Here is a 22818-nt window from a genome sequence, read left to right on the forward strand (position 1 = left end):
CAAGAGATCCTGAGGTGAGATATTCCGCAGGAGAAAACGCACTGGCAATTGCAAGATACACATTGGCAGTAGACAGAAGATTTCGTCGTGACGGCGAGGCGACCGCTGATTTTATTAGCTGTGTAGTATTCGGACGTGGCGCGGAATTTGCAGAGAAGTACTTCCATCAGGGCATCAGGATCGTAGTGAGCGGCCGTATCCAGACCGGAAGCTACACCAACAGAGAAGGACAGAAGGTTTACACAACAGAAGTTGTTGTTGAGGAGCAGGAATTTGCCGAGAGCAAAGCATCCAGTGACAGCTATGCAGCATCACATCCTCAGCAGAGTGCACCGTCTGCACCATCCATGCCGAATCCTGTTTCAGCATCTGCTGACGGATTTATGAACATTCCGGACGGAATCGACGAAGAACTTCCATTTAATTAAACTGAAAGAAATTATATAAGGAGGAAACCATCATGGCTTACAATAGAGGCGAAAGACCGGACTCTCCTATGAAAAGAAGAGGCGGACGCAGAAGAAAAAAAGTTTGTGTATTCTGCGGTAAAGAAAACAATGAGATCGATTACAAGGATGTAGCAAAACTCAGAAAATATGTTTCTGAGAGAGGTAAGATCCTTCCGAGAAGAATCACAGGAAACTGTGCAAAACATCAGAGAGCTCTGACTGTTGCTGTTAAGAGAGCACGTCATCTTTCCATGATGCCATACGTTCAGGACTAATTTTTAGTTGAACATCAGGCTGCCATGAATCTGTCGGACAAGCATTTGCATGTGGACCGCAGACGAATGGCAGCTTTTTTTATTCAATAAAACGCTTATAAAACACGATTATTGACATTCATATGGTAAAATGTATAGAAATCTGCTATAATAGCAGATAGCATCTTGAAAAAATTATAAAAAGAATGGTAAAGAATGTTATGAGTGGAAAATTAAAACTAAAAGGTCATCTGAAGCATCTTGCACGCTGGCCTCTGTATTTGTCTGTTCTGCTGATAGCTTTGAACGTTCTGGTGTATGTGATCAGCATCAAAGCCGGAATAGTGGTTACAATGGGAATCATTCTGTATGTAGGTGCAGCGATCGGGCTGCTCTTTTACCATCGGCCACTGATGTTCAATGATCTGATAGCTTTTGCCAGCCAGTATGAATTTCTGGAAAAAAGGGTTCTGGAGGAGTTTGCTCTTCCATATGCAGTAATGGATATGCAGGGAAGGATGATCTGGTCCAACAAGGTATTCTCACAGATCACCGGCAGGGATCAGTTCTACCGCAAAAATGTCAATACGATTTTTGCAGACATCACAGCAGACAAGCTTCCGACAGGACCTGACAGAGAAATCACAGAGATCAGTACACAGTTTGGAGAGCACATTTATCGTGTATCCATGCAGAGAGTCCTCCTTGGAGAATCCGTGACACCATCGAAACTTCTGATGGATATCCCGGACAGCACCAGCCTGATCGCCATGTATCTCTATGACGAGACAGAACTTAAGGATTATATTCAGGCGAATGAGGACAACAAACTGGTAGTTGCACTGGCATATCTCGACAACTACGAGGAAGCACTGGAGAGTGTGGAGGATGTAAGACGTTCTCTTCTGATCGCTCTGATCGACAGAAAGATCACCAAATATTTTTCCAACTATGATGGTCTGGTACGTAAGCTGGAGAAGGACAAGTATTTCCTGATCATGAGACAGAGTTCTCTTGAGGCACTCAAGGAGCAGAAGTTCCATATCCTCGAGGAAGTCAAGACCGTAAATATCGGTAATGAGATGAATGTGACCTTAAGTATCGGTGTCGGACTGAATGCCGCTACTTATCTTCAGGATTATGAATATTCCCGTATCGCGATCGAGATGGCACTTGGACGAGGCGGCGATCAGGTCGTGATCAAGAATGGCGACAAGATCACTTACTATGGCGGCAAGGCACAGCAGATGGAGAAGACCACCCGTGTCAAGGCGCGTGTCAAGGCGCAGGCCCTCAAGGAGTTTATGAGCACCAAGGAGCGCGTTGTGGTCATGGGACACAAGATCACAGATGTCGATGCACTTGGAGCTGCCATCGGTATCTACCGTGCAGGTAAGACACTTGGCAAACCGGTCCATATCGTAGTGAATGACCCGTCTACATCCATCCGTCCGCTGATGGCAGGATATATGAACAACCCGGACTATGAGCCGTCCATGTTCATCGATCGAAACCAGGCGATGGAGCTTGTAGATGATAATACGGTAGTAGTCGTTGTAGATACCAATAAACCAAGCTATACAGAATGTGAGGAACTTCTCTACATGACCAGGACGATCGTTGTTCTGGATCATCACCGCAGAGGCAATGAGGTCATCCAGAATGCAGTCCTGTCCTATGTAGAGCCGTATGCTTCCTCCACCTGTGAGATGGTAGCGGAGATCCTGCAGTATTTTTCAGACGATCTGCGTCTGCGCAACATCGAGGCAGACTGTATTTATGCCGGGATCATGATTGACACGAACAACTTTATCACAAGAGCCGGAGTGCGTACCTTCGAGGCAGCAGCATTCCTGCGTCGTTCCGGAGCAGATATGACCAGAGTGCGCAAGATGCTCCGTGACAACATTGATTCTTATAAGGCAAGGGCAGAAGCAGTGCGTACTGCTGAGATCTACCGTGGCTGCTTTGCCATCGCGAAATGCCCGAGCAAGGGACTTGAGAGCCCTACTGTTGTCGGTGCACAGGCGGCCAATGAACTTTTGAATATTGCCGGAGTCAAGGCTTCATTTGTACTTACAACATATAACAAAGAAGTTTATGTCAGTGCCCGTGCGATCGATGAAGTCAATGTCCAGGTTATGATGGAGAAACTTGGCGGCGGCGGTCACATCAATATCGCCGGAGCCCAGGTAAAACGTCCGATCGACGAAGTAGAAGATATGTTAAAAGAAATCATTGATGAGTTATATCAGGAGGAAGAAAACAAGAAATGAAAGTAATTTTATTGGAAGATGTCAAATCTCTTGGAAAAAAAGGCGAAATCGTTAATGTCAGTGACGGATATGCAAGAAACATGATCATTCCGAAGAAACTCGGTCTGGAAGCAACTCCGAAGAACCTGAATGATCTGAAACTTCAGAAGGCAAATGCAGCCAAGGTAGCACAGGAAAACCTGGAAGCAGCACAGGCTTTTGCCAAAGATCTCGAGACAAAGGAGATCATCCTCACACTGAAAGTAGGAGAGGGCGGAAGAACCTTCGGTTCCGTATCTACCAAGGAAATTTCCGAAGCTGCCAAATCACAGCTTGGTCTGGATATCGACAAAAAGAAACTTCAGCTTCCAAGCCCGATCAGAAACCTGGGCGTTACACAGGTTCCGGTCAAACTTCACCCGAAGGTAACAGGAAGCCTGAAAGTATGGATCAAAGAGGCGTAAGTGCCGGGAGAAACTAAATGGAAGAAGCACTGATAAAGCGTATCCTGCCTCACAGTATCGAGGCAGAGCAGTCGGTGATCGGTTCCATGCTTCTTGACCGTGATGCGATCCTCGTGGCATCAGAAATCCTTACCAGCGACGATTTTTATCAGAACCAGTATGGTATCATCTTTGATGCGATGGTGGAGCTCTGTAATGAGGGCAAGCCGGTTGATACGATCACACTTCAGAATCGTCTGAAGGAGAAGGATGTTCCACCGGATATCAGCAGTATGGAGTATGTGAGGGAACTTCTCGAAGCAGTTCCGACTTCCGCGAATGTCAAATATTACGCCAATATCGTAAGTGACAAGGCACAACTCCGTAAACTGATTCGTGCGACGGAGGAAGTGGAGAATGCCTGCTATCTTGAGAAGGACAGCACAGAGACGATCATGGAGGAAGCAGAGAAGAAATTATTCAATATCCTCCAGAGAACGGTGGGCGGAGATTACGTCCCGATTCAGCAGGTTGTCCTAAATGCGATCAATAATATCGAGAAAGCATCTAAACTCAAGGGCAGCGTTACAGGAATCCCGACAGGTTTTATCGATCTGGATTACAAGACCTCCGGTATGCATCCGTCAGACCTGGTGCTGATCGCGGCCCGTCCTTCCATGGGAAAGACGGCGTTCGTTCTGAATATCGCACAGTATATGGCGTTCCGCAAGGATGTCACCGTTGCGATCTTCAGTCTGGAAATGTCCAAGGAACAGCTCGTGAATCGTCTGCTGGCGATGGAATCCCATGTGGATTCCCAGAATATGCGTACAGGTAACCTCAAGGATGAGGACTGGACGAAGCTGGTAGAGGGAGCAGATATCATTGGGCGTTCCAACCTGATCATTGACGATACACCGGGGATCAGTATTGCGGAGATGCGTTCCAAATGCAGGAAATATAAGCTCGAGCATAATCTTGGAATCATCATGATCGACTACCTTCAGTTGATGAGTGGAAGTGGCAAGAGTGATTCCAGACAGCAGGAAATCTCTGATATTTCCCGTTCGCTCAAGGCTCTGGCACGAGAGCTGGATGTTCCGGTCATTGCACTGTCACAGTTAAGCCGTGCAGTAGAGCAGCGCCCGGACCACAGACCGATGCTCTCAGACCTTCGAGAATCCGGAGCGATCGAGCAGGATGCCGATGTGGTAATGTTCCTGTACCGGGATGATTACTATCACAAGGACACAGAGAAGAAAGACATTGCCGAAGTCATCATCGCCAAACAGCGAAACGGCCCGATTGGAACCATCGAACTGGTATGGCTGCCAAGATATACGCAGTTTGTAAATATGAAAAAGTGAGTACCAGGGTGAAAAGTTACAAAAGCCGTTCGTGCTTGCACGATAAGGTTTTGGAACTTGGAACCCGCCCAAACATGAGGAAGTAGCGATTTACATAGTAAATCAGCGGATTCCGAATGGTTAGAGGATTGTGGGAGCAGTTTACTGCGGAACAATCCGTAGGTACGGGGTAAAAAAACAGACATAGAGATGAAAGTAGCAATATTTTATCTCTATGTCTGTTTTTTTGTGATTTATCAGGAAATCCTGTGAAGTTCTGTCAAACGGTTTTCGTTGAATTTACCGGGATTCCTGCTTATAATGATAGGTGATGAATTTCATAGGGAGGTGCACCGCCATGGAAACGAGGTATACCGTCAGACAGGCAGTGGAGATGACCGGAGTGAAGTCGTATGTCCTGCGGTACTGGGAAGAAGAACTGGAACTGCGGATCCACCGGAACGAACTTGGTCATCGCTATTACACCGGATATGATATTCAGCTTTTTATGAATATAAAAGAACTGAAGAAGCGTGGACTCCAGCTCCGCGCAATCCGCGAGCTGATCCCGAAACTTGCCCGGACAGCACCAGGCTCCACAGAAAGCCGAACGAAACTCCTGGAAGGAGAGATGGTGGAAATACCGCCGGACAAAGAAGAAGTTGTGACAGAAGAGATCATAGAAGATCCACATAAGGACAATGATGAGAAGATCCTGGAATTCCAGACGATCCTCGAGCGTCTGATCGCGCAGGAACTGAAGCTTCAGAATGAAAGCGAAGATGAAGAGAGATGCCGCTCTCTGGATCTTGCAATCCGCAGACAGCAGATGGCAAGGAAAGAAGCCGCGGCAACTGTTGAAAAAAGACAAAAAAAGAAGCTGTAGCATAATTGCTACAGCTTCTCTCAATTCTGTCTGTATGAAGCTTATTCAGCTGGGTGAATAGCTTCGGTTGGACAGGCATCTGCACATGTTCCGCAGTCAAGACATGCATCAGCATCAATCTCGAAATGCTCTGCGCCCTCAGAAATAGCCTCTGCTGGGCATTCTGCTGCACATGTTCCGCAGCTTACACAATCGTCAGAAATTACGTATGCCATAATGATATCCTCCTTTATATCTTTCGTACCCTTTACAGGTATCCATAAGGCTATTCTAATATATATCCGGCAAGAATACAAGTATTAATTTATAAACAAATTTTTTATAAATTATGTACAGTTTTTTTGATGTCGGGCGTTGCGTACTGGTGGGTTTTATATTATAATGAAATCTATCACTGGGAATACGGATTTCGGTCTCATCCCTGAGAAAAGGAGGAAAATATAATGGCAAAGGTTACAAAAGATATGCTGATCGGCCAGTTAATCACTTTAGATCCGAATATTGCACCGATTCTTATGAGAGCAGGAATGCACTGCCTTGGATGCCCGTCTTCACAGATGGAATCTCTGGAAGAAGCAGCTATGGTTCATGGAATGGACGCTGATGTTCTGGTTCAGCAGATCAACGATTTTCTTGAGAACAACTAATTAATACCAAAATAAAAGACTGGCAGAGATGCCAGTCTTTTTAAGTCATGGTTAAAGCTGTATTAACTGTTGCAGAACATTGGTGGAGATCAGTTCTCCATGCTCGATCAGGTGAGCCTCGCCGGCAGGTGTGCAGGCGCGTCCCTTGCCATATTCAGAAAGAATATTGCAGACCTTGTTGAATTCCTGTGCTGTGTGAGAAGACTGGTGAATGATAAGCTGATAGCTGCCATTGCCAGGGATCTTGTATAAGCTGTTCTCGCCGGTAAAGAATCCATTCAGTCCATGAGATGCTGCGATCACATCATCCAGATGAGTGAATGTATACTGACGGATCAGATTTACAGCGGAAGATTCGCCGGAATCGGAAGAATCTTCTGTTTCCTGAGACTCTGAGGCCTGTGAAGATTTGCCCTTGAGCTTGGATTCGCAGATCTTCTGAAAGATATCAATGATACTGTCCGCTCCGTCAAGCTGAAGCGGTTCCGCCTGGGTATTCTCTTTATATGGAGAAAATTTGGAAAAGCGGGTATCTAATTCTTCCGGGTCTTCGACTTTGGTAATGATGAGGATAATGCTGTCAAGATTTACAGGAATCGCCTCGATCATCAGCGGAATGTTGTCCGCCTCAAAACCAAACTCTATCTGAGCCTGCTGCATCATATCGCGAAAAAGTTTCTTGGCTTTCTCTGAGCCGTAAGCCAGTTCACGTAAATTTACCTGATGCATTTCCAGATCTTCTCGTGTTAAGGTACAACGAATCTGATTGTCGTTGATCTTCTCTAATTTCATTTCATCACATCCTATTCTTCGGATCCTGTTGTATTATATGAATATATATAGAAATCAGGATATAGTCCATGACTTATATGGTTACTGTTCACTACGTTCACAGTAACTTGGTCAAAATCCATTCCAAATCACCTTCGGTGATGGCATTTTGCCCTGTATGTCTCGGGATTTTGCCATATTCATGGCAAAACACCTCGCGGGATACTACCTGTTCACAGTAACCTTGTGTATATTATATACCACAACCATAGCGAATGTAAAGAAATTAGAATTACCTATTTCTAAAATATTTGGAAATAAAGCGGGAATTTTTCGTCAAATAGAGAAAAGTCCTTGCAAGCACAGAATAAATCTGTATAATAAAGGATAAGAAAAAATACAGATTCTGTGATTGGACAACTGAAGACGTAACATCTAACTTACATAGTAACCATCATTTTCTTATTTCTACAAACAAGTCATTGCCATCATTTACATGTCATGCAGCGTTCAGGCTGCGGCAGATGCAATTTCCATGAGATTAAATTCAATTATAGAGGCTTATTTTTTCTTGCAGGTGTTTTCTAAAATCTTATTCCGAGAGAAAGGAGGAAAGACCAGCGAAAATATGTCACATGCAAAGTGCAGCAGGAAATCCATGAAGCCTCTCAGAGAAGAACTGAAGCTCTATCAGAAGAGCGGGATACAGCTTTTTATGGATGGAGAGCCAAGTACGCCCAAAGATATTGCGAAAGCCTGTTTGATCGCAGAGGGCGGAGGCTACATGAGAGATTACACCGAAGATGAATCGGGCAGGATCGCGAGAGTTGATTTTGACCGGATCAGTGAAGCTCCCCGTAAGAAATACCGATACAGATAAACACCGGAGTGCAGATCCTGCGGAAATACATAAGAGCAGGCAGGGGGATCTCCCGGAGAAAAAGGTTTCCTCCGTATACTTGACCATTTGGGAAAATCCTCCTGCAAAAGTGAAAAAACTATAAAAACTCCTAAAATATATAAATAAACAATACATTCAAAACAAAACATGATATAATAATACAGAATCTTTACAAAAAAACAGGATTTCATACATTTTGAACCGAAAGAGAGGAACGAATGAAAAAGTCAAACGATATACAGAGCCGGCGTAAGCAGCTTAAACTCAGGATCACCATTGTTATTCTGATCTTTTTGCTGGCAGCGATCGGACTGGGTGTACATGTTGTTCAGAATTATATCCCATCCAGGGAGCATATGAGTCTGACAGAGTACTATGGTCAGCCGTCAGACGGTGAGATGGTTGTTGTACTTGGTACAGATATCATGGAAGAGCGGGCTCTGAAATCAGTAGATCAGATCTATCTGCCTCAGACTATGGTAAGCACTTATCTGAATCAGAGATATTACTGGGACAGCGCTAACCAGCAGATTCTGTATGCAACACCGTCAGCACTTGAGAATTATCCGGCATCAGAATCAGGAGACGGGGATGTCTGGCTTAAGGATGGGACCGTTTATCTGAATCTCGCACTGGTACAGAAATATACAGATCTCGATACTTATACCTACGAAGATCCATCCAGGATCGTGATACAGCATGAATTTACAGGAATCAATACAGCAACTGTCCAGAAGGACACAAGTGTCCGTTATCGTGGAGGTATCAAATCACCGATACTTACAGACGTAAGCAAGGGCGATACCCTGATCTATATGCAGGCACTGGAGGACTGGGTACAGGTTTCTACCCTGGACGGCTATATCGGATATGTACAGAAGAAGGTTCTTTCCGATATGGAGACGACTGATTTCGAGAGAAGTTTTGAGAAAGAAGATTATACCTATCTCACCATGGATGACAAGGTCAATATGACCTGGCACCAGATCACCAACACGGATGCAAATGCTTATTTCGCGGATATGACAGCGAATGTCAGCGGTCTGAATGTGATCTCTCCGACCTGGTTTTATATTCAGGATACTTCAGGCAATCTTGGGGATCTTTCTTCCGCAGATTATGTGACACAGGCACATCAGAAGGGCTATAAGGTATGGGGCTTGGTGGATAACTTTACAGCAGATGTGAGTACGACAGAGACTCTGTCACAGCTTGCTTCCAGACAGAATATCATTAAACATCTGGTGCAGACAGCAGCCAATATCGGAATGGACGGCATCAATGTCGATTTTGAATCGCTCAGTGAAGATGCAGGTCCGCATTTCCTGGAATTCCTGAGAGAACTTTCGATCGAATGCCATAAGAACAATCTCGTTCTTTCCGTAGATAATCCGGTTCCAGAGGATTTTACAAGCCATTATGACAGGAGAGAGCAGGGACTGGTTGTAGATTATGTCGTGATTATGGGATATGATGAACATTATGTCGGTTCCGATGCAGGTTCTGTTGCGTCCCTTCCGTGGGTAGAACAGGGCGTAGAGGATACGCTGGCAGAAGTTCCGGCGCAGAGGACCATTCTTGCGATCCCATTCTACACCAGACTGTGGAAGACAACAGGCGGCGCTGTGACAAGCGAGGCGATCGGTATGACAGAGGCCCAGAATGTCCTTACAGAGAATAAGGTAGAGACTGTATGGGATGGAAGTATAAGCCAGAATTACGGGGAATACGAGAAGGACGGCTCTACATACCAGATCTGGATGGAGGATGCACAGTCGATCGCAGAGAAAGTCAAGCTGATCCCGAAATACGATCTTGCCGGAGTTGCACAGTGGAGACTGGGATTCGAGAGTAATGATATATGGAGCACGATCAGTGAGAATCTTCAGAGTGCTTCATAAATAAGAAATTTTCTATATGATAATAGAATGAGAGCATAATAAAAAACACACTTTGCAGGGGATGCAGAGTGTGTTTTTTGTTAATTATATAAATGGGAAAATAAAAAAAGTTCCATAAATGGAAGGAGGCCGGTACTTTCGTACCGGCGCGTATGAAAAAGAAAAATATTTTATAGAAAGCATATCGCCTTCTATGGCTAATACTATACCCTATAAATGTGAAGAAAGTGTGATGAACTTTTGAAGAAAACGTGAAGAAAACATAAAATTTAACGTGCTTTATACAGCGTTTTTACGTGAAAAAGCAAAAAAAATTCCCTGCCGCTTAAATGTAAGGGCAAGGAAGGGATTACTGCATCAGAATTTTTTCCAGGTTCCTTTGAAGAAGAGCAGGAGAAGCGGGAAGATCTCCAGACGTCCTGCAAGCATATCAAAGATAAGGACACATTTGGACAGATAGGAAAAAGAACTGAAATTTCCCATCGGACCAACGATCTCAAATCCCGGACCAATGTTGTTGAGTGTAGCTGTTACCGCCATGAAGTTTGTGATCAGATCAAAATTATCGATCGCGATCAGCAGAACAGATGCGGCGAAGATCATAAGATACAGACTGATATAAATATTGGTGGATCTCAGGATATCATGGGTGATGACCTTGTCATCCATCTTGATCTTCTTGACTGCATTCGGATGAAGGTAAAGCTGGAATTCTTTCTTGGCAGCTTTACACAGGATCAGAATACGGGAAACCTTGATTCCACCGCCTGTACTTCCGGCACAGGCTCCGACAAACATCAGAAGGACCAGAACCGTCTTGGACAGAGCAGGCCATTGGTTGAAGTCGGTGCTCGAAAAACCGGTCGTTGTGATAATGGAACCTACCTGGAATGCAGCCTGCTGGAATGCAGTCAGGAGGTTGCGGAACAGGTGGGCTGTATTCAGGGCGATGATCACGATCGCTACAGCGATGATCCCGAAGTAATAACGAACCTCCTCATATTTGAATGCCTGGCGGAATTTCTTGGTCAGGATCAGATAGTATGCGGAGAAGTTGACACCAAACAGGATCATAAAGATCGTAGTAACAACCTGGCAGTAAGTGCTGTAGCTTCCAAGACTGTCATTGACAATACCGAATCCACCGGTTCCGGCAGTACCAAAGGTAATGCACAGAGAATCAAAAAGCGGAACCCTGCCAATCAGAAGCAGAGCCAGTTGGATCAGTGTCATTCCAAAGTAGATCGTATAAAGGATCTTTGCAGTGGACTGTACCTTCGGGACAAGTTTGCTGACGGAAGGCCCCGGGCTCTCTGCTTTCATAAGGTTCATATGATAACCTCCGGCAAGCGGAAGAAGAGAAAGCAGGAACACGAGGACGCCCATACCGCCGATCCAATGAGTGAAACTTCTCCAGATCAAAATACAATGAGGGAGGACTTCCACATCTGAAAGGATACTGGAACCGGTCGTTGTAAATCCGGAAACAGTCTCAAACAGTGCATCGATCGGATGTGGGATACATCCGCTGACAACAAACGGGATCGAACCAAAAATACATAAGGCAAGCCAGCTCAGTGCAACGGCAACGCAGCCATCCTTGATATAAAAGACCTTGTTTTTGGGTTTCTTGCGGGTAAGCGGAACGCCAACGACAAGGCACACCAGCATGACAAGCAAAAAGGCTGAAAAATCCTTTTCACGATAGATTCCTGCCGTAAGAAGAGGCAGCATCATAAAGGCCGCCTGAAAATTACATACCCAGCCTACAATATAGGCGATAATACGAAAATTCATAATACCACCCCGTTCTATGCAAGAATATCGCGGATGTCGCGAAGTCCCTTGCTGGTGGTTACGATGACAACATTATCCCCGATCTGAAGCGTATCCTGGCCTCGTGGAATACGGACAGTACCCTTGCGGGTAAGACAGCAGACCAGAAGATTGCTCTTGAGGTTCAGCTCGGCAAGCGGAATACCGACAACAGGAGAGTTGTCACGGATGATGAACTCCAGAGCCTCTGCCTGGTTGTCCAGGACGTGATACAGAGTCTCTACATTACTTCCGATCGTATTCTGCATGGCGCGGACATAACGGAGAATGGAATCCGAAGTGATATATTTCGGATAGATCACACTTCCGAGATCCAGGTCGTCAATAACATCCTTGTACGGCAGGCGGTTGACCTTGGCAACCAGCTTGGCGTTGGTAAGTTTCTTGGCAGAAAGTGACAGGAAGATGTTTTCCTCGTCCATATTGGTGAGGGTTACAAATGATTCGACAGTTGCAAGCCCCTCCTCCATAAGAAGAGAACGCTCAGTTCCGTCTCCGCAGATGATCGTTGCCTCCGGGAGCATGTCACTTAATTCCTCGCAGCGTTCCTTATCCTTCTCGATGATCTTGACATTGATCTTGAGATCGGACAAAGTTTTGGCAAGGTAATAAGAAATAGTACCTCCTCCGATGATCAGTGTATTTCTGACCTGATGGGTCTTGAGACCGATCTTCTTGAAGAAAGTAGCGGTATTCTTAGGGGCAGCGATAATGGAAACAAAATCTCCATTATGAACAAGATGATCACCACCTGGGATCGTCAGGGTATCTTTGCTCTCGATCGCGGCAAAAAGAATGTCGCAGCGGTATTTGTCTGTGATCTGAGAAACAGACATGCCATCCAGTCCAAATTCAGGCAGGACCTTGAATTTGAGAAGTTCTACACGGCCTTTGGAAAAAGGATCGATCTTGATCGCGGCCGGAAAACGGAGCAGACGGGAGATTTCCCGTGCAGCAGCCAGTTCAGGATTCATGATCATGGAAAGTCCCAGACGTTCCTTGATGAACCCGATCTCCTTGCTGTAGATCGGATTTCTTACACGCGCGATCGTCTGACAATGACCGGTCTTCTGTGCGATAAGGCAGCAGAGAAGGTTCAGTTCATCAGAAGCGGTGACAGCGATCAGGATATCGGCAGTCTGAACACCGGCCTCCATAAGAGTATTGATACTTGCGCCGTTTCCAACAATTCCCATAGCGTCGATATCTTCTGTGAGATCGTTGATAACATCGGCATCCATATCGATCAGAGTCAGGTCAGTTTCTTCTTCCTGAAGCTGTTCTGCAAGAGTGCGTCCAACTTTGCCGCACCCGACAATTATGATATGCATGATTTCCTCCAGTAATAAAAAATAATTATTATAAGCCAATCTATTATATCACTCTACATAAGGTTTTTAAATAGAGAAAATGTAAATTTCATGGTATACTGGCTGCAGAAGCCGCTGTGAACAGCAGCTTACAGAAGTTAATGAGAAAAATGTTATAGTATGGAAAAAAGAGAGGAAGTGACGGACAATGGATACACTGAGTGAAACCGCGGATAAAGTCGATCAGAGTCTCCAGAATATGGGGATTGACGGAACTTCCGTGAAGCAGAGCATCAGGGACTTTCTGAATTTCAAGGAATATCTGGCAGAGCAGCTGCCTGCATTTACCGGATTCTGTATCAAGGTAGTTCTGTCGATCATTGTATTTTTTGTAGGCCGCAAGATCATATGCTGGATCGTGAGCATTATGAGGCGTTCTATGGAGCGTGCCAATGTGGATGCTGGAGTTGTCCAGTTTATCTCATCGGCGGGCAAGGCTATTTTGTATACACTGTTGATCTTTAATATTGCGATCAGCCTGGGAGTCAAGGAATCTTCTGTTGCAGCACTTCTCGGAACTGCCGGTGTTACGGTAGGTCTTGCACTGCAGGGCGGTCTTGCGAACCTGGCAGGTGGTGTACTGCTTCTGATGTTCAAGCCTTTTGTTGTGGGGGATTATATCATTCAGGGCCAGGCAAATGGCTGTGAAGGTACTGTTTCCAAAATCGAGATCTGTTATACCACACTTTTGAGTATTGACAACAAGAAGATCGTAGTACCGAACGGAACTCTGTCAAACAGCACGATCATCAATGTGACAGCAAAAGAAAACCGTAAGCTTGAGATCAAAGTAGGAATCTCCTACGAAGCCGACATCCGCAAAGCAAAAAAAATTCTTGAGGATATCCTGAAGGCAGACCCGGACACCAAGAGCGACAATGCAGAGATGGTGGTTTTTGTAGATGAACTGGGAGAGAGTGCGGTCATCATGGGACTTCGTGTCTGGGTACCGACAGAAGCGTACTGGGCAACGAAGTGGAGACTGAACCAGCGGATCAAGGAAGAATTTGACGCAAACGGAATCGCGATCCCATACAACCAGCTGGAGGTTTACGTACATCCACGCAAATAGCTGTTTATGAGAAAACGTAAACTGGAAATAAATAATAGGTTGACAATCTGAACTTTCCTGTGGTAAAGTAATGCACAGAAATTACAGAAGCTGTGAAAACAGTTGTTTATCAGTTACTGTGAACAGTAACGTTTATCACGAGGAGGACAAGATGAGTACGGTGGCAGTTCAAAGAAGCAAAACATATGATATTGTTTACATTGCAGTGTTTGCAGTGATCATGGCAATCTGTTCCTGGATTTCCATTCCGGCAGCAGTACCGTTTACATTACAGACATTTGGTGTTTTTATCGCAGCAGGTGTTCTGGGAGGCAAGAGAGGAACTTTATCTGTTCTGGTATTTATCCTGCTCGGTGCAGTAGGAATCCCGGTATTCGCAAACTTTTCCGGTGGGATCGGAGTCCTGGCGGGACCTACAGGCGGATATATCATCGGATTTTTATTTTCCGCACTTGTGATGTGGGCGATGGAGAAACTTCCTGGTAAGAAATCCATTATGCAGATCGTGTCCATGGTCGTAGCACTGGTCGTATGCTATGCATTCGGAACCGCCTGGTTCATGGTAGTCTATGGCAAAGCAAACGGACCGGTAGGACTTGTAACAGCCCTTGGATGGTGTGTATTTCCGTTCATCATCCCGGATCTTATCAAGATCGCACTTGCCTATGTGCTTTCCCGAAAACTGCGTAAATACGTAGCATAAAAAATAAAACAAATACAGCCGGAGCGTATCGGATGATATGTTCCGGCTGTTTCATATATGGTAATGAAGCGTTTATTTGTTAAGAGGTGTACGTTCTGCAAAGATAAATACGATCACGGCACCGAAGAGTGCAGAGACTGTTGCGAACAGAAGCATGGAACTGACTCTCGCGAAGTCAATAAGCGCACCTCCGAGGAAGGAACCGATCACGCTTCCAAGTGTATAGGTCATCGTGAAATACGCCTGTCCTTTGATGGCATCTTCCGGTTCCATGATGGCGTTTACGTAGTAGACAGAAGCCGCAGTCAGAAGTCCCCAGCCGAGCATCTGGAAAACCTGAACTCCATAATACATGGAAATTCCGGGAGCAAGGAAAGTCCCCAGCGCCTTCAGCACAAAGAAGATCCCCGCGAAACGGACCAGGAGGTCACAGCGGATCTTTTTGATGATATATCCAAAGAGAAACAGCGTAGGAAGTTCGCACATTGCCGCGATCGCGGATGCAGTACCCATTTCTGCACTTCCTCCGCCTTTACCCTGTGCGATCTGGAAATTGAAGTTATTCAGGAGCACATGACTGAGGTAGATAAAAATACAGCCAATCAGTACCAGTGAAAAACGTCTGTATTTCCGGAAAAACAGAAGAGGGTTTGCCAGGCTTTTGCTGTCGGATGATGTCTGGGCAGATTTCTGTGTCTTGACGAAAGGAAAGATGATCAGGCAGCCAAGTGACAGGACGGTGATGATCGTCACGGAAGCTGGGATGGAAAGCACGCCGGCTTTGACGGTGATGATCCCGAGCACATAGCAGATGACTGCATAGGCGACAGAGCCCATTCCACGCGCAAGTCCGAAGTTCAGCTTCTGACCCTGGTTGATGCTCTCCATACCGAGCGCGTTGATGAAAGGAGTCATAAGCTGCAGCAGTGCGATGCTGATCCCGTAGAGAAGTCCGGTCAGGATAAGCGTTCTGGAAAAAAACAGCCCGATTCCGAGAAGCAGCTGGATGACATAGAGAATCTGGATGATCTTTTTGAGGGATGGGCTGTCCGGGCGGTCTGCGTAACCCGCGAGCACAGGCTGCAAAAGTGCAGACATAATGCCGGCAACAGCGGCGATGATGCCGATCTGAGTATTGGAAAATCCCCCTCCCAAAAGGAAAAATCCGGAAAAACTCATGATCGCAGCGAAATACATCCAGTACAGAGCCTGGATACAGGAATAAGATCCCGTGAGGTTTTTGCTTTTGGCAGATGACATGATAAAATCTCCTTATGTATGAATAATTATTTCTATTATACAACAACAGAGAACAAAAAGCTTGCCAAAAAGCGGTCATTATTTTATGATTAATAGCAGAAAACAAAGACAGATCAGGAGGAATTCATATTATGAAGAAAAAAATAGACGTATATGAACATATGGGAGAAATCCTCAAAGGAGTGAAATCTGGTGTCCTGGTAACAGGCAAGGCAGATGACAGAGTAAACTCCATGACAATTTCCTGGGGAATGGTTGGTATCGAATGGGCGAAACCTGTATTCGTAACCTTCATCAGAGAAAGCCGCTTCACCAGAAGCCTCATCGAGAAAAACGGCGAATTCACCGTTAACATCCCGGTAGACGACAGCGCAAAGAAAATCCTTACATTCTGCGGCTCCAAATCAGGAAGAGATGTGGACAAAGCCAAAGAACTCGGTCTTACTTACGAAGAACCGGAAACCATTTCCGTACCTGGAATCAAGGAACTTCCGCTGACTCTGGAATGCAGAGTAGTCTACAAACAGACCCAGGACATCAGCGCAATGACCAAAGAAGACCAGGGAAAATTCTATCCACAGAATGTAGACAGCACATTTACCGGCTCCAACAGAGATACCCATGTGGCATATTATGGTGAGATCGTAAATGCATATATTATTGAAGAGTAAAGGTAATTACAACAGGGCATTTCCTCATATCAGAATGGGAAATGCCCTGTTTTGAGTTAAGGACTGAAAGGATGCACTTTTCTGTTGCCAGAACATAAAATATAAAGAGCTCTTCTGAAAGGTCTTGTTTATGGAAATCTATCAGACATCCCGGCCCTGTGGCCGCCCATATAATGCAACCTGCGGTATGGCACGTGAAATGATGGGAAACCAGCCATGTTCCTGCCGTCCATCACCGCGAAACTCGAGAACACCGTCCGCACCATGCCCATCCTGCCGCATGCCTTCTGCATCGTCCAGAGATCCTGAGATGTATACGCATATTGATGAAATGCAGATCGCGATGGCATATGTACCCTGTCAGAAATTTTCGACGACTTATGATCTTGGTTATGCTTTAAATGTTGGAACAGTTTTCCCTGATCTGTGCAAACCATTTTGCGGAAAGCGAGGTGGCAGACGATGATGTGTCCGAATCAGTGCACCCCAAAAGAAAAACTCCTTCAGCGGATCAATGAGGTCAGTTTTGCTGTCAACGACATTCTTCTCTATCTCGACACGCATCCATGCTGTCAGGAAGCACTTGCATTTTATCAGGAATGCGCCGCCGAGCGCAGGAAACTGATGAAAGAATACGCCCAGTGCTATGGACCTCTCACTGTCGATGATGCACTGGAGACAGACGGCAGCACCTGGAAATGGATGGAACAGCCATTCCCATGGGAGCAGGAAGGAGGGTGCAGATAGTCTATGTGGAATTATGAAAAAAGATTGCAGTATCCGGTAAATATCAAGACTCCGAATGCAAAGATCGCACAGTATATCCTAAGCCAATATGGCGGTCCCGACGGGGAGGTCAGCGCATCTCTCCGTTATCTTTCCCAGCGATTTACGATGCCGAACCGTATGGCTGCCGCCGTCTTAAATGACATCGGTACGGAGGAACTCGCACACCTCGAAATGGTCTCTACCATCGTTCATCAGCTCACACGCGACCTCTCAATGGAAGAGATTGAAAAGAGCGGTTTCGGGCCGTACTATATTGACCATACAGTTGGTGTCTGGCCGCAGGCGGCGGGCGGTGTTCCGTTTAATGCGTGCGAATTCCAGAGTAAAGGTGATCCGATCACAGATCTGTTCGAAAACCTTGCTGCCGAACAGAAAGCCCGCTCGACTTACGATAACATTCTCCGCGTAGTACGTGACATTCCGGAGATTGCCGACCCGATTAAATTCCTGCGTGCAAGGGAGATCGTTCATTTCCAGCGGTTTGGGGAAGCTCTCCGAAGCATTCAGGAAGAACTGGATGCCAAGAATTTCTACGCATTTAACCCAAGTTTCGACAATCCATGTAAAGCCTCGTGTAAAAGTTGAATGAAATAAAAAGTGTCTGGCACATTGACACCAGGCTTAGAATGTAGTGAGAAATGGTGCTGGGCTTATAACTGGCGCCATTTTTCCTTAATAAAACATAGCATCTCACAAGTTATTCCAAGGCAAAATGTCTTCATAATAGAGTTTTGCCCCGGAAAATGAATAACCGGTTAAATCCGATGCCGATAAACTGCCTGAGCATTAAAAAGGAAGAACTGCCAGATTTTGAACCATGTTTTTCCAGGCTATAAATCTGAATTCCTTGTCATTTACACTTTACTCTGGTAAAATAAAACCGAAAAAAATCCCCGCCAGTAGAAGCAGGGACAAAAAAGACAGACAGGGAGAGAAAGATAAATGGAATACTGGGATATCTACGATGAAAATAAACAGCCGACAGGCCGCACAATGAAAAGAAACGACTGGTGTCTGAAAGACGGGGAGTATCATCTGACCGTGCTTGGCGTTGTTGCAAGACCGGACGGCACATTCCTGATCACTAAACGAGTTATGACAAAAGCCTGGGCTCCGGGCTGGTGGGAAGTTTCCGGCGGCGCGGCACAGGCAGGAGAGGACTCCTATGAGGCAGTGCTCCGTGAAGTAAAAGAAGAGACTGGTCTGGATGCGAGAAACGCAGAAGGCGGTTATCTTTTTACTTATAAGAGAGAAAATCCGGGCGAGGGCGACAACTATTTTGTAGACGTTTACCGTTTCGTCATGGACATTGACGAGAAAGACCTGACACTGCAGACAGAGGAGACAGACGGACATATGTTTGCAACTCTGGAACAGATCCAGGCATTTGCAGCAGAAGGTAAATTCCTCCATTACGACAGCATCCGCAAAGCCTTTGAGATGTAGGAGGCTGCCATGGAATTTGCAGTATTAGGGCTGTTTTGCGGCATCCTTATTCTGTGTATTGTATGTAATGTTTCTATTATATATGCATTACTGGCAGGCTTCGTGATCTTTGGCTATTATGCAAAGAAAAAAGGCTTTTCAGTAAAAGAGATCCTGCATATGGCGGGCGAGGGAATCTGGAAAGTCAGAAACATCCTGATCACCTTTATGCTGATCGGAATGCTGACCGCACTCTGGAGACAGGCAGGAACGATCCCGGCGATCATCTGCTATACGATCCATTTTATAAAACCATCGGTTTTTCTTCTGATGGTATTTCTTTTGAACTCGCTGGTTTCGGTGCTGACCGGAACTTCGTTCGGGACGGCGGCAACAGTAGGCGTTGTCTGTGCGACGATGGGATCTGTCCTTTCGGTATCTCCGTGGCTCTGCGGTGGTGCGATCCTTTCGGGAATCTTTTTTGGTGACCGCTGTTCACCGGTCTCGACCAGCGCCCTTCTTGTGTCAGAACTGACAGAGACCAGCATTTATAGAAACATCCGAAATATGGTCCGCAGTGCGCTGATTCCCTTTGTACTGGTCTGCATCTTGTATACAATGGTCGGAATGAGGACTTCCCATACACAGGAACTGCCGGATCTTACCGGAGTTTTTCATCGGGAATTTCGGATCGTCTGGTGGATACTTCTGCCGGCACTGGTGATTCTGACCCTGTCCGTGGCGCAGCTCGGAGTCAAAATCTCCATGCTTGCAAGCATTGCCGTGGCACTTGTCTTATGCGTTTGGATACAGGGGATGCCGCTTATGGAACTCCCGCACATCCTTATCTTTGGCTTTCACAGCGAAAATGCAGAGATCGCTTCCATGCTGGATGGAGGAGGGATCGTTTCCATGCTGAGAGTCGGTGCGATCGTGTGTCTTTCCTCATCCTATTCAGGGATTTTTGAGAAGACAGGGATCCTCGACGGGATCCAGACAACAGTAGAGTCTCTGGCACAGAAAACATTTCCGTTTCTTGCGATCCTGCTCACATCAGCAGCAGCCAGCGCGATCGCCTGCAACCAGACACTTGCGATCATGCTGACACAGCAGCTCTGCGCCAGAACAGAACGAGACAAAGAACGGTTTGCGAATGACCTGGAGGACAGTGTCGTGATCCTCGCACCAATGATCCCATGGTCGATCGCGGGGGCGGTTCCGCTTATAGCAGTCGGTGCACCGCAAAGCAGTATTTTATTCGCGTTTTTCCTGTATCTGCTGCCGCTTTGCAGGGTATTGGATGGAATTCGGAAGAAAGGATAAGAAAGATGAAATTTACAAGAGAACAGATAGCAAAAGCGCTGAAACTTTATGTCATTACGGATCGAGGCTGGCTGAAAGAAGACGAGACACTTCTTTCTGTCTGCGAAAAGGTGATCCAGAACGGGGCAACCTTCCTTCAGCTCCGAGAAAAAGAACTGGGTGCAGAGGAGACAAGAAAAGAAGCCATAGAACTTCAGAAACTCTGCCACAGATACAATATCCCCTTTGTGGTGAATGACAGTGTGGAAATCGCGCTGGAAATGGACGCGGACGGTGTACATGTCGGTCAGTCAGACATTAAGGAAAGAGACATCCGTGCCATGATAGGACCGGACAAAATCCTCGGGATGACAGCCAAGACTGTTGAACAGGCGATCGCAGCCGAAAAAGCCGGAGCAGATTACATCGGAACAGGGGCGGTTTTTGGCAGCACGACAAAGAAAGATGCCAAATATCTTTCCATGGAAGAACTGAAGAAGATCGCAGCCTCTGTCAGTATTCCGGTCGTGGCGATCGGCGGGATCAACAGCGAAAATGTCTCACAGCTTGAGGGCAGCGGAGTCAACGGTGCAGCCGTGATCTCGGGGATCTTTGCAGCGGAAGATCCGGCAGCAAAAACAGCACAGATGAGCAGGCTGACCGATATATTTTGTTAAAAATAGCCCAAATGTATTGTAATTTGTCAAAAAATATGATACTGTATAGAAAATTGAATAAAGAAGATAACAGGTGCCGAGGGCATTGTTCATGAGGTTAAAAGGGAAACAGGTGAGAAACCTGTACGATCTCGTCACTGTAAGCACGGAGTACGGTTCTGTATGCATTAAGCATGATCACTGGGAAACTGGGAAGATAGAACCATATGTTGAGCGGCAAGTCAGGAAACCTGCCTGTTGTCTGGTACGGGAATATAGGATTCCAGATCACGAGTAATTGGTCGTACCGTTTTTTGATAGACCACTTACCCCTTTTTTGAGGGCTTTTTTTGTGTGCAGGATTCTGTTCAGTTTTCGTACTGTAATGTCAAAGGAGGACAAAAACATGAAAAACAAAACTGTAAAAGCACTTGCAATACTGTTAGCGATCACAACTGTATCTATGATGGGTACAGCAGGAGTTATGGCTTCTGACAACACAGCAGAGGACACTGCAACAGAGGCAGCAGCAGATGATGCAGATGATGCAGAAGCAGCAGATGACGCAGATGACGCAGAAGCAGCAGATGACGTTGCACTACTGAGCGACAAGACAGAGGACACTGCAACAGAGGCAGCAGCAGATGACGCAGAAGCTGCAGACGATACAGCAGAGGCATCTGATGATGACCAGGCAGCAGCAGACAACGTTGCAGCACTGATCGACAAGATCTACGTTCAGGAAAGAAATGACACAACAGATGAGGACTGCAAGGCAGCCAAAGAAGCATGGGATGCTCTGACAGACGCACAGAAAGAACTGGTAGAAGGCGAAGAAGCAAGCCCGGAATATTTCGGACGTGACACAGGCGATGCTTCCAAGGATGATCCGCGTAACCAGGATGAGATCGGTGAGAACGAACTTCTTGTTGTAAGCTTTGGTACTTCCTTCAACGACAGCCGTGCACAGGATATCAAAGGAATCGAAGATGCTCTGGCAGCAGCTTATCCGGACTGGTCCGTAAGACGTGCTTTCACAGCACAGATCATCATCAACCATGTAGAGGCAAGAGATGATGAAGCAATCGACAACATGGATCAGGCTCTTGACCGTGCAGTAGCAAACGGAGTTAAGAACCTTGTTGTTCAGCCTACACATCTGATGCATGGTGCTGAGTACGATGAGATGGTAGAAGTAATCGACAACTACAAAGACAAATTCGAATCTGTAGCAATCGCAGAGCCAATGCTTGGTGAAGTTGGTGATGACGCTACTGTGATCAACGACGACAAGAAAGCAGTTGCACAGGCTATCACAGATGAAGCTTGCAAGGTAGCAGGATATGACAGCATGGAAGCAGCCGCAGAAGACGGAACAGCATTTGTATTCATGGGACATGGTACTTCTCATACAGCAAACGTAACATACGATCAGATGCAGACACAGATGGGAGACCTTGGATTCACAAACGCTTTCATCGGAACTGTTGAAGGTGAGCCGGAAGACACCGCATGCGAAGAAGTTATCGCTAAGGTTAAAGATGCAGGCTTCAAGAAAGTTGTTCTTCGTCCGCTTATGGTTGTAGCTGGTGACCATGCAAACAACGATATGGCTGGTGATGATGAAGATTCCTGGAAGAGCCAGTTCGAGGCATCCGGAGCATTTGACAGTGTTGACTGCCAGATCGAAGGTCTTGGGAGAGTCGCAGCAGTTGAGGATCTGTATGTAGCACATACAAAAGATGCTATCGATTCTCTGGGAACAGCTGATGATGCAGCAGAAGTAACAGATGACACAGAAGAAGCTTCTGATGATGCAGCAGCAGAGGAAACAACAGACGATGCAGCTGATACTACAGAAGAAGCAGCAGAATAATAAAG

General features: G+C 46.0%; 24 protein-coding genes and 1 riboswitch. Of the genes, 19 read left to right on the forward strand and 5 right to left on the reverse strand.

The features are described from left to right. The 6 genes from QZL69_RS09120 to QZL69_RS09145 form a co-directional block, all read left to right on the forward strand. Positions 1-428 (forward strand): single-stranded DNA-binding protein (locus QZL69_RS09120; protein WP_291519139.1); only part of this gene is annotated, 428 nt, incomplete at its 5' end. Between the two features lie 32 nt (positions 429-460). After that, positions 461-724 carry a 30S ribosomal protein S18 gene (rpsR, locus tag QZL69_RS09125; protein ID WP_005427218.1) on the forward strand — a complete coding sequence of 88 codons (264 nt, stop codon included), beginning with the start codon at positions 461-463 and terminating at the stop codon, positions 722-724. A gap of 200 nt (positions 725-924) precedes the next feature. Beyond that, the gene (locus tag QZL69_RS09130) at positions 925-2979 is read left to right on the forward strand and encodes a DHH family phosphoesterase (protein ID WP_022214908.1); all 2055 of its coding nucleotides are present in this window, start codon (positions 925-927) and stop codon (positions 2977-2979) included. Beyond that, a complete protein-coding gene (rplI, locus tag QZL69_RS09135) occupies positions 2976-3422 on the forward strand; it encodes a 50S ribosomal protein L9 (RefSeq protein ID WP_022214909.1) in 447 nt (148 codons plus the stop codon). The genes QZL69_RS09130 and rplI overlap by 4 nt, the downstream gene beginning before the upstream one ends. A gap of 17 nt (positions 3423-3439) precedes the next feature. After that, entirely contained in the window at positions 3440-4768 is a 1329-nt protein-coding gene (gene dnaB, locus QZL69_RS09140) for a replicative DNA helicase (RefSeq protein ID WP_022214910.1), read from the forward strand. A gap of 337 nt (positions 4769-5105) precedes the next feature. Continuing rightward, a complete protein-coding gene (locus tag QZL69_RS09145) occupies positions 5106-5633 on the forward strand; it encodes a MerR family transcriptional regulator (protein ID WP_022214911.1) in 528 nt (175 codons plus the stop codon). A 41-nt stretch (positions 5634-5674) separates the two neighbouring features. Here the strand turns inward: QZL69_RS09145 and QZL69_RS09150 are convergent, their stop codons facing one another. After that, positions 5675-5848 (reverse strand): DUF362 domain-containing protein, encoded by a 174-nt coding sequence (locus tag QZL69_RS09150; protein ID WP_022214912.1) that lies wholly within the window; start codon positions 5846-5848, stop codon positions 5675-5677. A 228-nt stretch (positions 5849-6076) separates the two neighbouring features. Between QZL69_RS09150 and QZL69_RS09155 the strand changes: the two genes are divergently transcribed. Further along, positions 6077-6280 carry a DUF1858 domain-containing protein gene (locus tag QZL69_RS09155; protein ID WP_022214913.1) on the forward strand — a complete coding sequence of 68 codons (204 nt, stop codon included), beginning with the start codon at positions 6077-6079 and terminating at the stop codon, positions 6278-6280. A gap of 51 nt (positions 6281-6331) precedes the next feature. Here the strand turns inward: QZL69_RS09155 and QZL69_RS09160 are convergent, their stop codons facing one another. Continuing rightward, positions 6332-7072, reverse strand: coding sequence for an adaptor protein MecA (locus QZL69_RS09160; RefSeq protein WP_022214914.1), 741 nt, complete (start codon positions 7070-7072; stop codon positions 6332-6334). A gap of 637 nt (positions 7073-7709) precedes the next feature. Here QZL69_RS09160 and QZL69_RS09165 point away from each other — a divergent pair. Further along, the gene (locus tag QZL69_RS09165) at positions 7710-7931 is read left to right on the forward strand and encodes a hypothetical protein (protein ID WP_022214915.1); all 222 of its coding nucleotides are present in this window, start codon (positions 7710-7712) and stop codon (positions 7929-7931) included. A 239-nt stretch (positions 7932-8170) separates the two neighbouring features. Then, entirely contained in the window at positions 8171-9853 is a 1683-nt protein-coding gene (locus QZL69_RS09170) for a glycosyl hydrolase family 18 protein (RefSeq protein ID WP_022214916.1), read from the forward strand. A gap of 357 nt (positions 9854-10210) precedes the next feature. Here the strand turns inward: QZL69_RS09170 and QZL69_RS09175 are convergent, their stop codons facing one another. Beyond that, positions 10211-11650, reverse strand: coding sequence for a TrkH family potassium uptake protein (locus QZL69_RS09175; protein WP_022214917.1), 1440 nt, complete (start codon positions 11648-11650; stop codon positions 10211-10213). Positions 11651-11664: 14 nt separating this feature from the next. Next, positions 11665-13020: a Trk system potassium transporter TrkA gene (trkA, locus tag QZL69_RS09180; RefSeq protein WP_022214918.1), complete on the reverse strand. Its 1356-nt coding sequence runs from the start codon at positions 13018-13020 to the stop codon at positions 11665-11667. A gap of 187 nt (positions 13021-13207) precedes the next feature. Between trkA and QZL69_RS09185 the strand changes: the two genes are divergently transcribed. Both QZL69_RS09185 and QZL69_RS09190 read left to right on the forward strand, forming a co-directional pair. Then, positions 13208-14131: a mechanosensitive ion channel family protein gene (locus tag QZL69_RS09185; protein WP_022214919.1), complete on the forward strand. Its 924-nt coding sequence runs from the start codon at positions 13208-13210 to the stop codon at positions 14129-14131. 151 nt (positions 14132-14282) lie between these two features. Continuing rightward, positions 14283-14834, forward strand: a complete 552-nt coding sequence (locus QZL69_RS09190; RefSeq protein ID WP_022214920.1) for a biotin transporter BioY — start codon at positions 14283-14285, stop codon at positions 14832-14834. 72 nt (positions 14835-14906) lie between these two features. Here the strand turns inward: QZL69_RS09190 and QZL69_RS09195 are convergent, their stop codons facing one another. Next, positions 14907-16094 carry an MFS transporter gene (locus tag QZL69_RS09195; RefSeq protein WP_022214921.1) on the reverse strand — a complete coding sequence of 396 codons (1188 nt, stop codon included), beginning with the start codon at positions 16092-16094 and terminating at the stop codon, positions 14907-14909. Positions 16095-16225: 131 nt separating this feature from the next. On the opposite strand from QZL69_RS09195, the gene QZL69_RS09200 reads away from it, so the two are divergent. The 8 genes from QZL69_RS09200 to QZL69_RS09235 all read left to right on the forward strand — a co-directional run bounded on the left by QZL69_RS09200 (position 16226) and on the right by QZL69_RS09235 (position 22813). Then, positions 16226-16765, forward strand: coding sequence for a flavin reductase family protein (locus QZL69_RS09200; RefSeq protein ID WP_022214922.1), 540 nt, complete (start codon positions 16226-16228; stop codon positions 16763-16765). A 130-nt stretch (positions 16766-16895) separates the two neighbouring features. Beyond that, the gene (locus QZL69_RS09205; RefSeq protein ID WP_227222101.1) at positions 16896-17231 is read left to right on the forward strand and encodes a spore coat associated protein CotJA; all 336 of its coding nucleotides are present in this window, start codon (positions 16896-16898) and stop codon (positions 17229-17231) included. After that, positions 17228-17512 carry a spore coat protein CotJB gene (locus QZL69_RS09210; RefSeq protein ID WP_022214923.1) on the forward strand — a complete coding sequence of 95 codons (285 nt, stop codon included), beginning with the start codon at positions 17228-17230 and terminating at the stop codon, positions 17510-17512. Before QZL69_RS09205 ends, QZL69_RS09210 begins: the two co-directional genes overlap by 4 nt. Before the next feature lie 3 nt (positions 17513-17515). Next, entirely contained in the window at positions 17516-18139 is a 624-nt protein-coding gene (locus QZL69_RS09215; RefSeq protein ID WP_022214924.1) for a manganese catalase family protein, read from the forward strand. 357 nt (positions 18140-18496) lie between these two features. Next, the gene (locus QZL69_RS09220) at positions 18497-19000 is read left to right on the forward strand and encodes an NUDIX hydrolase (protein WP_022214925.1); all 504 of its coding nucleotides are present in this window, start codon (positions 18497-18499) and stop codon (positions 18998-19000) included. Between the two features lie 9 nt (positions 19001-19009). Continuing rightward, positions 19010-20302: a Na+/H+ antiporter NhaC family protein gene (locus QZL69_RS09225; RefSeq protein WP_022214926.1), complete on the forward strand. Its 1293-nt coding sequence runs from the start codon at positions 19010-19012 to the stop codon at positions 20300-20302. A gap of 5 nt (positions 20303-20307) precedes the next feature. Continuing rightward, positions 20308-20958 (forward strand): thiamine phosphate synthase, encoded by a 651-nt coding sequence (gene thiE / locus QZL69_RS09230; RefSeq protein ID WP_022214927.1) that lies wholly within the window; start codon positions 20308-20310, stop codon positions 20956-20958. A 54-nt stretch (positions 20959-21012) separates the two neighbouring features. After that, positions 21013-21210: riboswitch (cobalamin riboswitch) on the forward strand. Positions 21211-21343: 133 nt separating this feature from the next. Then, a complete protein-coding gene (locus QZL69_RS09235) occupies positions 21344-22813 on the forward strand; it encodes a sirohydrochlorin cobaltochelatase (protein WP_022214928.1) in 1470 nt (489 codons plus the stop codon). Positions 22814-22818 lie beyond the last annotated feature (5 nt).

This window comes from Blautia sp. CAG:237 (assembly GCF_000436615.1).
GTDB classification, from domain to species: Bacteria; Bacillota; Clostridia; order Lachnospirales; family Lachnospiraceae; genus Blautia_A; species Blautia_A intestinihominis.

Bases quoted from the DNA above. Each gene is read 5' to 3' on its own strand.
- rpsR (WP_005427218.1), top strand. From the start codon at position 461: ATGGCTTACAATAGAGGCGAAAGACCGGACTCTCCTATGAAAAGAAGA.
- QZL69_RS09130 (WP_022214908.1), top strand. From the start codon at position 925: ATGAGTGGAAAATTAAAACTAAAAGGTCATCTGAAGCATCTTGCACGC.
- rplI (WP_022214909.1), top strand. From the start codon at position 2,976: ATGAAAGTAATTTTATTGGAAGATGTCAAATCTCTTGGAAAAAAAGGC.
- dnaB (WP_022214910.1), top strand. From the start codon at position 3,440: ATGGAAGAAGCACTGATAAAGCGTATCCTGCCTCACAGTATCGAGGCA.
- QZL69_RS09145 (WP_022214911.1), top strand. From the start codon at position 5,106: ATGGAAACGAGGTATACCGTCAGACAGGCAGTGGAGATGACCGGAGTG.
- QZL69_RS09150 (WP_022214912.1), bottom strand. From the start codon at position 5,848: ATGGCATACGTAATTTCTGACGATTGTGTAAGCTGCGGAACATGTGCA.
- QZL69_RS09155 (WP_022214913.1), top strand. From the start codon at position 6,077: ATGGCAAAGGTTACAAAAGATATGCTGATCGGCCAGTTAATCACTTTA.
- QZL69_RS09160 (WP_022214914.1), bottom strand. From the start codon at position 7,072: ATGAAATTAGAGAAGATCAACGACAATCAGATTCGTTGTACCTTAACA.
- QZL69_RS09165 (WP_022214915.1), top strand. From the start codon at position 7,710: ATGAAGCCTCTCAGAGAAGAACTGAAGCTCTATCAGAAGAGCGGGATA.
- QZL69_RS09170 (WP_022214916.1), top strand. From the start codon at position 8,171: ATGAAAAAGTCAAACGATATACAGAGCCGGCGTAAGCAGCTTAAACTC.
- QZL69_RS09175 (WP_022214917.1), bottom strand. From the start codon at position 11,650: ATGAATTTTCGTATTATCGCCTATATTGTAGGCTGGGTATGTAATTTT.
- trkA (WP_022214918.1), bottom strand. From the start codon at position 13,020: ATGCATATCATAATTGTCGGGTGCGGCAAAGTTGGACGCACTCTTGCA.
- QZL69_RS09185 (WP_022214919.1), top strand. From the start codon at position 13,208: ATGGATACACTGAGTGAAACCGCGGATAAAGTCGATCAGAGTCTCCAG.
- QZL69_RS09190 (WP_022214920.1), top strand. From the start codon at position 14,283: ATGAGTACGGTGGCAGTTCAAAGAAGCAAAACATATGATATTGTTTAC.
- QZL69_RS09195 (WP_022214921.1), bottom strand. From the start codon at position 16,094: ATGTCATCTGCCAAAAGCAAAAACCTCACGGGATCTTATTCCTGTATC.
- QZL69_RS09200 (WP_022214922.1), top strand. From the start codon at position 16,226: ATGAAGAAAAAAATAGACGTATATGAACATATGGGAGAAATCCTCAAA.
- QZL69_RS09205 (WP_227222101.1), top strand. From the start codon at position 16,896: ATGGAAATCTATCAGACATCCCGGCCCTGTGGCCGCCCATATAATGCA.
- QZL69_RS09210 (WP_022214923.1), top strand. From the start codon at position 17,228: ATGATGTGTCCGAATCAGTGCACCCCAAAAGAAAAACTCCTTCAGCGG.
- QZL69_RS09215 (WP_022214924.1), top strand. From the start codon at position 17,516: ATGTGGAATTATGAAAAAAGATTGCAGTATCCGGTAAATATCAAGACT.
- QZL69_RS09220 (WP_022214925.1), top strand. From the start codon at position 18,497: ATGGAATACTGGGATATCTACGATGAAAATAAACAGCCGACAGGCCGC.
- QZL69_RS09225 (WP_022214926.1), top strand. From the start codon at position 19,010: ATGGAATTTGCAGTATTAGGGCTGTTTTGCGGCATCCTTATTCTGTGT.
- thiE (WP_022214927.1), top strand. From the start codon at position 20,308: ATGAAATTTACAAGAGAACAGATAGCAAAAGCGCTGAAACTTTATGTC.
- QZL69_RS09235 (WP_022214928.1), top strand. From the start codon at position 21,344: ATGAAAAACAAAACTGTAAAAGCACTTGCAATACTGTTAGCGATCACA.